Here is a 12,151-nt window from a genome sequence, read left to right as displayed (position 1 = left end):
TACACGCCTTTCGGCGTTTGATGAATCCCGAATTGAAAACGACCCAAACGGAGTTGCTGTTGAGCCTTAGAAACGCGCGAGAAATTCTTTCAGGCCACCTGAAACCTCAGGATTTGGGAGTCAGGGCTTTGGATGATCTAAGATTGCAGTTTGAGTTTTCAGAGCCCGATTTTGAATTTGAATATCGCCTCGCATCCCCTTCGACAGCCCCTCTTTTTTCTGGGCAATTCCCACCTCTTCAACAGGCCAACCAACTGATCGTCAACGGCCCCTACCAAATTACCAGCTGGAAGACATCAGGCTCAATTCGCTTGAGCCCCAATCCGTATTACCCAAATCCCGACGCCCGTCCAGAAGTAGAAATTCTCTTCGTCAATGACGATACAACGGCTTTGCGCCTCTACGAGACCGGATTTTTAAATTTTCTTCGTCGTGTACCAACTTCTTTGCTGTCGAAATATCGCCAACGATCTGATTTCTTTCAATTACCACTTTCAAGATTTGATTACTTGGGCTTTGGCCCGGACCTGAAGGATCAACCAAACCTTCGACATGCCCTGACTTTGGCTCTTGATTACGACAGTCTAAAACGGCTGTTCTCCGCTCTCGGCAGACCAGGTTGTCCAAGTTTTCCCGAGAACTACAGAGAAAGGTCCTCTTGCTACCCATTTGATCCAGACAAGGCCAGGGAGATGCTCAAGTCCACCCGAATCCAATCTGAGATTCTATCAAATGCTCGAATTTCATTTAGCACAATGGGCGGAGATGACATCCAAAAAGGGATGGAATGGGTTCAAGCACAATGGAGCGACAACCTTAATCTCCAATTTGCCATCGAGGGTAAGGAACAGGGGGTTTATATGAACGATCTCCGAGTGCGTCCCTCTACTGTATTTCGCAAGGGGGTCACTCTAGATAGACCAACATGTTTGGCTGCTTTAGAGGTTTTCAGAAGCAACAGTCCTGAAAATTATCTCAAGTACTCTAATATAAAGTTTGATAATATTTTGAAGATCATGCGAAAAACAAAGCCATCTCCAAAAATGCGCCAACTCTGCCAAAAAGGCCTGGATCTTCTTTTATCTGAAAATATCATGATACCCTTGGGGGAAATTCATTTCTCCATGCTCCAGGATGGGCAATTTATCGGATGGGAACTCAATGAACTTAATCAATTGGATCTCACAAATTTAAAAGTGGCAAAAACTCAGAATGAGCCCATTTTTTGAATGACTTTGATAGTAAGCATATCACGGACACTGAGTTTACTGCGCCCTCAATTGATTCTGGATTCGAAATCAGGGCAAATTTTATTTTTCCCCGTCTTATATTCATTGGTCTATTTTCACACTGGCTTTTCAATTTTGACTTTGATCGCAATCAAATCTAAATAGACCCGATAACCTAAATTTTTTTAGAGGCATTTTACCGTGGCCATCAGCTTGCTAAGAAACTCAGTTCTCAGATTTTGTCTCACGGCTATCGTTCTTTCTGGATCTTCGTCTTTTGGTAAGGAGACGTCTTGCACAAGCGCTCTCAATAGCAAGGCATCAAATTTTTTTGAACTTGAAATAAAAAGACAGCTAGACCAGCAGCCCGTTTTGAAATCATGGTACATTCAATTGTTTGCACGGAATTCAATTCGTAATCGCATTTTGAAAGAGTGTCATGAAGGAGACGAATGCTTAGAGAGAACTCTTGCTAAGGCAATCGAAACTTCGTTTGAGAAACTGAATTTTTCGGGGGGCAAACGCTACTTTTATCTCGTTGCTGGTATAGCAGGTACTTCCGCTTTAACTGCGGGAACTTTGGCACTGGTTAACGATCAGGGCATCGATTTTTTTCCAGCTTTCACCGTGGCCGTTTTCGGTCAAATTTCTCTTCTCACAGCTAATTTGCTAGCACCTTTTCTTGAACCAATATCCAGTCGGATAAGGCGGGCAACTTTTGCTTTAGCCCGGAAAAATGGCAGCATCAGCCCAGAGCACCAGAGTTTAGAAAGACAAGCTGATCTCGTTCAAGCGACCTACACTCTGCGAGAGCAACATGCAACAGATCGAATCCTGTCACTCAGGGGCGCACTGCAATTCAATCTCTTGGTCATTCGCGAATTGAATCAATCCGGTAACAGGGCCGAAATTGCGCATCTATTGGGTGACGCTGCCATGTTAACTTATCGACATTTTAGAGATCTTGATCCGAGTGAGATCACAATAGTCAGTGCGGTTAGAACTTCTGTCTTGGCTGCAATAGATGACCCAGAAAGGTTATACACTCAAACAATGGAGTACATCATTCAACAAGACAGTAGTCTGGATTCGTTACATATCGCAGACTCACAAAACTCAGGTCATTCAACTGAGACAAGAGAACATGAAAACGACTACTATCGACGCTTGCTCGGTGCTTGGCTTGGACTTGACGTTGACCTTGAATAAATGAGAGCAACAAAAAAATCATTTGGTCTCAACATCTGCGTTAACAATTTTCGAACCAACTCTACTGATCATCCACCGGCGACCAAGCTCTATATAACTAAAGACGGCCGGAATTACGATTAAAGTCAAAAGAGTGGAGATGAATACTCCTCCCACAACCGCAATTCCCAATGACCTTCTTTGACTGGAGGCCTCATTCAAACCGATCGCGATTGGCATCATACCCATGATAAGCGCCAGTGAGGTCATGACGATGGGCCTGAGTCTCGTTGTTCCAGCCTTTACGATAGCTTCAGTTAAATCCAATCCCTCCTGAAGCTTTTGATTGATGTAATCGACCAAAATAATTGAGTTTTTCGTCGCTAGACCCATTAGCATAATACATCCGATCATGGAAAACAGATCTAAGCTAGATTTCATAATAAATAGTCCAAAAAAGCCGCCAAATACCGCCAATGGAATAACCAGCATGATAACAAAAGGAGTCACTACAGATTCATAAAGACTAGCTAGAACCAAATAAATAAATACCAGAGCAAAAATGCCCGCAACTATGATGCTTTGACCCAATTCCTGAAAATTTTCAGCCTGTCCAACAAAACGATAGCTAATTCCCTCAGGAAGGGCAACCTCTCCACTCTCAAACCAAGCGCGAATATCAGAGATCACTCCCCCCATGCCAGGCCCATTAGGTTTAATATCCGCTTCTATGCTGATATACCTGGCTCGATCCTCACGACTGATGGCAGCAGCACCCGTTTCCCTCTTAGAGGACGTAAATTCATGCAGAGGAACCAACCTCCCATTGATATTTGGTATCTCAATAAGACGAAAGGATTCCTCTAGATTTCTTTGATCGTCCTGAAGACGAACTCTAATGTCGTACTCCAAACCAGCTTGCCTAAATTTTGCTGGCGTTAGCCCCTCAATTTGACCCCGAAGTTCCGCACCCACTAAGGCAGGCGTCACCCCATACTGGAGAGCTTTGCCTCCATCAATTTTCATTTGGAACTCGGGAATTCCAGGCTTGTCGGTGATCTCCGGATCAATCAGCCCAGGATGCTGCTTCAGCTTCTCATAAATCTTATTGGCTACAAGTCTTACCTCATCTAAGTCATATCCTCTAATATTTAAAACAAATGGGCGTTGGCCGGCGCCCACCATGTCTACATCTTTAACTTTTGGTGCAGCCTTTGAGAATTGCAAGAGGGCGATCCTTACCTGATCCTTAACCTCCGTCGTAGTCAGATGACGTTGCCCAAACTTAAGCAGACGTACAAAAATATCTGCCTTGTATGAAGTACCACTCGTATCTCCCACCGACAATATCGTCTGAACGACAGAGGGATTGCTTTTGATAAGCTTTTCAACCTCGATAGCCACTTTCGTGGTTTCATCCAAAGAAGCTCCTGGTTTGAGCTCGAGCGAAACCAAAAATTCACCATTATCCTGAGGAGACAGAAAAGTCTTAGGGATGAACTTAACCGAGTACCCCAAAAAAAATACAACAATGAGAGTCCCTAGCAAAGTGATAAGCTGGTGTCTCAAAATTAAACGAAGAAGCCTCTCGTATCCCATCGCAAGCCTCGTCTGCAAACGTTCAAAAATGACGAGTAGCGAGGCCACCGGGCTCGACCAAGAAATTTTCTCGCTCGAATTTTTCTCATGCATTCCGCCAAAATAGGCCGACAACATCGGAGCATTACTTAGGGCATCAAAGAGACTGATCAACATAACAAAACACACACCGAGACCGAAAGCCTTAAAAAATTGACCCACAACACCTGACAAAAAGGCAATGGGACCAAAAACAGAAACCACGGCGAGAGTTACAGCCGTCACGGCAAGAGCCACTTCAGAGGTTCCATCAAGTGCCGCTCTGAAAGCCGTTTTGCCCATTTCCAGATGCCTAAAAATATTCTCTCTGACCACAATCGCATCATCTATCAGAAGTCCGACCGCTAAAGAAAAAGCCAGGAGAGTCATAATATTTATGCTGAGGCCCGCAAGCGATATAAAAATGAGTGAACCTATTAAGCTAACTGGTATAGCTAAGCCCGTAATGATCGTGCTACGAATCGACCCAAGAAATAAAAAGACCACAATCACAGTTAATAGAATTCCAAAGCCAATTGATTCTACAACGTCTAAAATGTTCGCGCGCACAAAACGAGACAAATCACGAACAACTTCGACGCTAAATACAGGATCTTTGACACCAGCTTGATCCGAATTCAACTTTTCAACCAATTTGAAAATAGCATCTGATACTTTCACCGTATTCGCGCCAGATTGCTTATAAACATAAAGAAGTGCTGCCGGTTGACCGTCAACATAAGCCCGCATTTTCTCATCTTCCAATGTATCGACAACCCGGCCAACATCTCGGACTCGCGTCGACACGTCATTTCCATAGAAATTCACCAAAAACTGACTCAAATCTCCAAGAGAATCAAATCCACCCATTGTTCTATAGACAGTCTCGCTATCATCCTGAGTTAGTTTACCAGCCGGAATATTGTCTCCTGATCTTGTCAGAGCTCTAGCAACTTGACTCACTGAAATCTGACGAGACCGCAGTTTATCTCGATCCAATTGGATTTGAATTTCTCGCTTCCTGACTCCAAATATTTCAACCTGTCCGACTTGACTGAGCTGTTCAAATTTTGGCCGAATCACTTCGTTCGCCAAATCATAGAGCTTTCCACCCGCCAATTTTGACTTAATGGCAACCACTACAATTGGTTGAGCAGAAGGATCGACCTTGCGAATAACAGGTTCTTCGATATCGTCTGGAAGCTTTCGTTTAGCGGCAGAAACCCGATCACGGATTTGTTGTTCAGCATATTTTATATCAACATCGAGACCAAATTCAGCAACGACAATTCCGACACTCTCCCTGCTGATAGATCGAACGACCTTCAAGCCTGCTAATGTGCTCAGTTCCTCTTCTAAGGGTTTCGCTACCAAAGTCTCAATTTCAGAAGGCCCTGCACCAGGATATATGGTGGTCACTGTCACGACGGGAAAAGTGACGTCAGGAAAAAGTTCAAGGGGCAATTTTTTGAGACTGAAAAGCCCAACGACAATAAGCGCCACTAAAATACAAGACATGAAAATCGGCCGTCGAATGGAAAGTTCCCAAATTTTCATAAAATCTCCTGTTGAACTCGCAATAACTGCTATGGGACCTCTTCGAAAAGACTTTTTTGCGCAATATACTGACGAGCTTTCAATTCAATATTGATACGCTGACTCTTTGCCGCGCTATAGTCCTGTTCAAAGCTCAAAGTCTGAAAGGTTGTGGAGCGGCCTGCGTTTAATTTCTTTCTTTCCTCATCTGCTTTTTTTCTTTGAATGATTTCAAGTTGTTGAACTAACTTGATTTGCTGATGGAGAGATTTTCCTAAGCTTACAAAATCGGACCATATTCGCATTTGGTCGCTTTCTTGAGACTGCATTGAAAGCCGGCTGCCTTCTGCCATTTTTTGAAAACTGTCTCCCACTGTTGTGCTTTTTGAAGGATCAAGTGGCATAGAAAACCTCAAGCCAACAAACAAAAGAGTCTGATTTTTATCTAGAATTTCTTTTTGTGCTTCGTCAAGTCGAGCATCTCGTCCGCTCCACTGTCCCTCCGCCGCAATATCCAATGTTGGTTTTGACATTTGTGCTCTTCCTCTTTGATTCAACTCTTGAATCCTAGTTCCAACATAACTGAGTGCTAGATCCTTTCGTTGTTTCATTTGATCACCCAAATTAACCAAATCTTCGATAGGAAGGACTTCTACCTGGAGTTCCTCAGGGACCTCGCCGTTCGAATTGACTCCTCTCAAAATGTTAAACTCACGTTGAGCCTCCCCTAGCCACGCTATTGCCTCCTCTAGTTGCATCTTTCGCGCGGTCACAGCGGCCTCTGATTGATATAAGTCAGAGCTGTCCACTAAATTTCGCCTAAATTTTGTTGTAATCCAATCGAGAATAACCGTCGCACGATCTAAGATTTCCTTTTGAACTTGTATGCTTTCTCGCGCGGCCGCTAGTGAATAGAAAGCCATGTTCACTCGCATGCCCAGTTGAACAGATTGTAGATGAGTACGAATAGAATCAGCTCGTGCCTCTTCCTTCAGCGATTCCTCTTTAAGTTTAATTTCCGACCCAGACAGATTTCGCCAAAGTGGAATATTTAATGATAATTTTGGATAGCTATCATAATAATCAGCTAAAGGAAGACTCACTGACGAGGCACCCGCAATGCTCGAATGAGAAACGTGTTGAGCGAGCTCCAATTTTGGTCCAAATAGAAACTGTTTCTGAATTCCCACGGAAGCTCCAACTGTGTTTGTTCGAAACCCCTGGAAGGACGGATTGCCGGTCGGCCGCCGGTCATCATTGGAGTAAATATTTGCAGTCAGTTGCGTATCCCCCAAAGAAGGTAGATTCTTTTCAAGAGTCTTTGATCCCTGCTGACTCAGTTGGGAAGATACAAAGCCTGAGTAACTATTTTCAACTTGAGTTCTATATTGAGATAAATTGAGTGCCGCCCAAGCCGGGAACTGAATTGACACTGAAAAAATCCAGCAACCCAATGGGACAATCGGAAGGCGAATTAAGCAGATTTCAGGAAGCTTTCTTAATCCCATAGGTCCTCCGCGCAATCAAGATTCAGAATGAGCCGTATCTATGCCCATCCGAAAAAATAATATATTCCTTTAGATAGTTGTATGATTGTTGCCTTAATTTTCTCAAGTCTCAAGTCTCTAGTCTCTAGTCTCAAACCAACGCGCCTCATCCCGTGAGGCTTACGTGGCAGAAATCGGTGGATAAAGAACTATTTTGCTACCATGAACTTATAAAGCAATCCCTCGTCGAGATATTTTTTTGAGGGCAAAACTGGACTTCGCCTAAAGTCCTGAAACTCCGACAAGCTGATAGTCTGATGAGTTCTGAGATAGAGTATGGATTTGCCTGTACTGTGGTCCCTTGGACAGAAGCTGTCTTGAAACGTCTAATCATCGTTGGTTCAGTTCGCTTATTGTTGCCTAACTTTCAACTGACGGACTACTCGATATTGGTATCAGAAGAAATGCAACAAATAGCTTATTGCTATTGGCAGGAGAAACAGTTGAGGCGGCAAAATCCAATTCTGAGATATCCCATAATGAGAATTCACAGGTTCTTCGGAGAAAATTCTATCTGTACCAAAGAAAGCGGAAGTTCAAAAGTTCAGCGAGAATTGGGTTCCAATTTTTAAGTAGGAGTTTGATTCAGAATACCAGATGCTATCTCGCGTGAATTCATTACTATGGCCCTCTATTGAAACGAAACCTCCAACTCGGTATCGAGCCGAAAGCGGATAAGATCCATAAAGCGCGAGAGTTTGATCGTCGGAAATATAAAAAAATTGCTCCGATTGAAAGTCAATACCTCGCCGGATAAAACTCAGTGCCCAATCTATTTTCAAAAGCTTATAAGCAGACAAGTTGACTCTCAATCCATCTAACTTAGTTTTGTAAACAAGCCCTCCACCTCGATCATCAATATTTGAACCACTTCCTCCACTCAATTCAAATCCGAATCGATGAGTTCGATACTGAATGCCAACTCGACTAATTGGATAATGTTCGCTAGAGATATCAACGCCATTGTAAACACCAATTTGATAGGAATCCCCAAGGAAGAACATCAGCGACCAATTACCAAAATCAAACCCTGTTTCAATTTGTGTTACGCTGTTCCACTTATCGTCTGGAGACTCAAAGTCATTGAACTGCCATTTGTAATTACGTCCAACCAGAATTAAATTCGGATCTACCATAGCTGAGAAATGAAAATATGATGCCTTGAAAGCATAGAGCGAATGCACCTGAGGTTCCTCTTGAAAGGAAGTCATCAGAGGGGCACTTCCTGCGACAAATGTGTGCTGGTAGTCAAAAATGTCAGATGAATAGGAATCCGTTAAAACCGGCGTGAAATTACTGACTCGTTTAGAGGACCCTCCATGGCGATATCCAAAGGTATGCCACAATCCCAGCGAAGTAAGATTTCCATAGATTTCAGGAACAGAATAAAAATTCTGTTCTCGATAATATCGATTGAGGCGAACTGCCTCAGCTTGAAAATGATCCAACTCTCTCTTAATCATAACGGGTTGACTCAAAATTTGCTGAGGGAATACTTGAGTTTGCCCTCCTCCAAATCGATCACTCGGGCAATCCCGGAATTGATGCGGATGCACAAATTGAAATATCTTAAAGTCGCGAGGATAGGTGAACTTTTGCGCTGAGTTGATTCTTTCACGAGAGATTTGAAAAATACTGCGACGACCAACGACAGATTCCTTCCCATCAACGCTCAGAAATGCGATTTTGTCCTCAGTAAATCCAATCGGCCAACCATTCACAAGGGGAGTCAGTTTTCCATTCGAAGTCGATGTCGTAACACGATAAAAATCGGTAGTTTCAGGATTTTTAAACTCCTTCATGGGAAGAATGTCGCTAGGATAATAGGCAAGATAAATTATTTCATGTTTCGGAATTCTCTTCATCTCTCCGTCCAAACTCAAAAACTGGATAGCATGATCATCGACCTGTATGATGAGGCCCACATCACGACGGCACGCGGCTGTATAGATCGAATTGATGTTAATGGCCTGAGCTGTCGGTAGCATCGAAACTGAAATCAGAGTGAAACTCATCAAACGAACAAAACTAATTAATAATCTATTGAAGAACTTCCTCTTTGACTTAGAAAATGAATTCAAAGGCTCCCCCATAGACTATATGATTGAGTTTTTCACTTTCACTCCGCCCAAAAAATCGAAAATCCTGATCGATCTGAAAGAGATGAAGATAAGCTCTCAGCGCCACATAATCCCCAAAAGAATGACGAATCGACGCCTGAGTGACTAAGTGAGAAAAATTAAAATTATTTTTTTCGGCAGTGTTTAAAGTCTCTTCGTAAGAAGCCGTTAGCCACAGCTGATCAAGTGATACCTCAATCTCTGGACTAAAGCGATAGTCAACTCCAGCCCGCAAATAATGAGAGGAAAACGAAAACTGATTCAAATAGCCAACAACGCTCAATTCACTGTCACGACTGATTTGGGAATCCTGTACTTCGTCGCTTTGATCTAGTTTAGTGAAGCCCAGAATTCCTCTCAAACGAAAATTTTTTCTGGTGTACATGAGGCGAAACAATGGAGCCAATTTGGAAGCTAATATTTCGCGAAAATTATCTCCAGCCTGCACCATAAAATTTGGAAAATAGGTACCTGCAGATACAGACCAGGACCCCCAGTCTCCGCCCATTAAAGCCATATAGTTAATCGAAGCTGCAGAATGAGCCCTAAATCCGGGCTTACTTGAATCATATGGCCGACGGGATTTGCTTGCGTCTCCTCCTCCTCCAGTCATGATTGGAGTAAAATATTCGGTTCCAGCAGAAAGGGCTTCAAGATTTCCAACAAAGCTCGCGTGAAAAACATGAGATTTGAGATCTGAACGAAAAACTGTCAAGGGCTCAACCGTGGGCAAGTACTCAATGGGAACAGATCCAATTTGATTAAAACTCTGAAAGCGAAATTCTCTCCCCTTAGTCCACTGAAAATACATTGGAAAGGCGGCTGAGGGAGAAAGTACGTAATTATCCTTGTCAAACACCAGAAATCCAAGCCTGGTTTGGCGATCAAACAAAAAGGGACGAGAGTAAACGTAGGTTCTCTCTTGAAAGCTTTTAACATTTTCAAAACCCTCTTCCATCTGAGACATGAATTCACTGATCTGAATTTGATCACCAATCACTCTCGTTGGACGAACAAATTCCCCAGCTTTGGACTCCGGCAACTGGCATTGTGTGACCCATGACTTATAACTCAGAGAAACTGGCTGAAATTCGAGTCTATCTGACTTGATTGATTCTTCGAAATAAGGGCGAAGTTTCCGGATCTTATACAACTCAAAGACGTGGCTTTTACCTTGAAGATCATAAAAGATAACAAGGTTTTCTACAAATTTAACTGGCCAACCGATAAAAAGCGGAGTCTTTTGATCATCGACATACACTTCTAATAGGGCTCGCGCCAGACGCGGATGACTGCTCAATTTTTCAATGGGGTTATCAATGGTATTATAAATGGCCAAATATCTTAGGTCATCCTGTAAGACGGACTTGTACTGCCCCTTCAGAGTGAGTACGTCAATTCTGGATGAGTTCATCCCAATGATCAAGCCCTCAGTTAATTCGCAGTCTTTGGTTAAAACTGAATATACCTCTAGGGCCCGAACAGGCGTCGTCAAGAGGACAATTAATAAAACGCAAACAAAAAAATAACTGCAAGTACACCTTTGCCTCATCACACTCATACTCACAGTCATGCTCATGCTCCGCCACCGAAACGTGGCTTCAAGGCATTTTCCTTGTCTGACCAAGGCAAGGCTTGATCAAGGGAGAGAATTATTTTAGATCCCGCCCGCATTTCAATTGAGATACCATTGCCTGTGTCCTCATTGACTTTTAGAAACAGTCTAATTTTGTCTTTTCCGACCTCATTTTTCTTCAAACCTTCCAAGATCCCCTCTATTTCACAAGAATAGCTATATTTAGCTCCCGTGACTGAATTCACGCTGTAGTTAAGGACCTGAAAGTCGGCTTCAAAGAATCCTGGTGATCGCTTTGCTACAGGTCTGACATAGCAGCCCGTGATATCCAGCCCTATCTCAAATCCACATTGACCAGAAGATGGGTCTGGGTCTTTTTTCCACACTAAACGATGGTCTTTCGAGGAAAAATTCAGTTCTTCCCTGGGACTTTTGATTTCCCATCCAAGGTATTTATTGGCCTGTCTACTGTAGCGATGATCTGCCTTCAAAAAAAGACCATCTGCCAGAGCCCAAAAGCGGTTGCCAATGTCCACCTCGCCAATTCCATCTTTGAACAGGAAGCGCTGATCTATCCGATGTATCGAGTCCAGCTGTTGACTTGAGTAACTATTGCCAGGGTTTATTTCAATCTTGTTATCATCATAACTAATCAATCCCAAGGTCCCTTTAAAGTCGAAATAGCTCGGAGCATTTCCACTGCAGACCTCATTCATCAACGAGAGAAGGACCTGGGAGGAAAGAACCTCTGCAAGACCACCCTCAACCGATTCTTTTCTTACCTCGGTAAAGTTCTGGCCATCTAATGCGAAACTAGCCACATATTTGACCGGCTCCAACATAAAGCGTTCCAATTCCCAAACGTAACTGAGTCCCTTTTTGCGAATGGGAACGATCATCACATCCTTTAACAGCCCTCGTTGACCGTAAAAGCAGGTAAACGATACGCGCTGTAGACTTCTATCAACTGGTGAGTGATTCTCCGTCAAAACAGCCTTGATTTCTGAACTTGGGGTGACAGGGATCGTGCGAGAGGGTCCTTGATCGTGCTCAACTTTGATTTCATATTCGTTTTCTGCAGAAAGTGTCAAATGGTGGGACACGACTTTTCCTTGAACCGCTGAACCATCATTGGCGACAGATAGAAAATCCCCAGAGACTGATGTATATTTTCCATGATTGGATGCCAAAAATTGTGAACGCACACTGACTCCAGAGACTTTTTTCTCTGGGTTGTTCCCACAGGAAGAACACAGGGTCATTGTGATTGAGAAGGCCACAAAAGCGGGACAGCGATAAAAACTCACAAAAGTTACTCCAAGAATTCTTTGAAACCCC

Annotated in this window: 7 protein-coding genes; 2 read left to right on the top strand and 5 right to left on the bottom strand. The window is 43.2% G+C overall.

What is annotated here, in order from left to right:
- Positions 1 to 1,229: peptide ABC transporter substrate-binding protein (locus tag IPL83_07150; protein ID MBK9038922.1), on the top strand; the 1,229-nt coding region annotated here is incomplete at its 5' end.
- Positions 1,230 to 1,430: 201 nt separating this feature from the next.
- Complete coding sequence (locus IPL83_07145) at positions 1,431 to 2,438, top strand: hypothetical protein (GenBank protein MBK9038921.1); 1,008 nt, start codon at positions 1,431 to 1,433, stop codon at positions 2,436 to 2,438.
- Positions 2,439 to 2,456: 18 nt separating this feature from the next.
- Here the strand turns inward: IPL83_07145 and IPL83_07140 are convergent, their stop codons facing one another.
- The 5 genes from IPL83_07140 to IPL83_07120 form a co-directional block, all read right to left on the bottom strand.
- The gene (locus IPL83_07140; GenBank protein MBK9038920.1) at positions 2,457 to 5,591 is read right to left on the bottom strand and encodes an efflux RND transporter permease subunit; all 3,135 of its coding nucleotides are present in this window, start codon (positions 5,589 to 5,591) and stop codon (positions 2,457 to 2,459) included.
- Positions 5,592 to 5,620: 29 nt separating this feature from the next.
- A complete protein-coding gene (locus IPL83_07135; protein ID MBK9038919.1) occupies positions 5,621 to 7,078 on the bottom strand; it encodes a TolC family protein in 1,458 nt (485 codons plus the stop codon).
- A 575-nt stretch (positions 7,079 to 7,653) separates the two neighbouring features.
- Positions 7,654 to 9,198, bottom strand: a complete 1,545-nt coding sequence (locus IPL83_07130) for a hypothetical protein (GenBank protein ID MBK9038918.1) — start codon at positions 9,196 to 9,198, stop codon at positions 7,654 to 7,656.
- A complete protein-coding gene (locus IPL83_07125) occupies positions 9,182 to 10,810 on the bottom strand; it encodes a hypothetical protein (GenBank protein ID MBK9038917.1) in 1,629 nt (542 codons plus the stop codon). The genes IPL83_07130 and IPL83_07125 overlap by 17 nt, the downstream gene beginning before the upstream one ends.
- Before the next feature lie 2 nt (positions 10,811 to 10,812).
- Positions 10,813 to 12,120 (bottom strand): hypothetical protein, encoded by a 1,308-nt coding sequence (locus IPL83_07120; protein ID MBK9038916.1) that lies wholly within the window; start codon positions 12,118 to 12,120, stop codon positions 10,813 to 10,815.
- Positions 12,121 to 12,151 lie beyond the last annotated feature (31 nt).

The sequence above is a fragment of the Bdellovibrionales bacterium genome, from assembly GCA_016716765.1.
Taxonomy (GTDB): Bacteria; Bdellovibrionota; Bdellovibrionia; order Bdellovibrionales; family UBA1609; genus JADJVA01.
Note: the sequence above shows the minus strand (reverse complement) of the source record. Positions and strands in the feature narration are given on the sequence as shown.

Excerpts from the sequence above, each read along its gene's own strand:
- IPL83_07135 (MBK9038919.1), bottom strand. The coding sequence starts at position 7,078 with ATGGGATTAAGAAAGCTTCCTGAAATCTGCTTAATTCGCCTTCCGATT.
- IPL83_07140 (MBK9038920.1), bottom strand. The coding sequence starts at position 5,591 with ATGAAAATTTGGGAACTTTCCATTCGACGGCCGATTTTCATGTCTTGT.
- IPL83_07125 (MBK9038917.1), bottom strand. The coding sequence starts at position 10,810 with ATGACTGTGAGTATGAGTGTGATGAGGCAAAGGTGTACTTGCAGTTAT.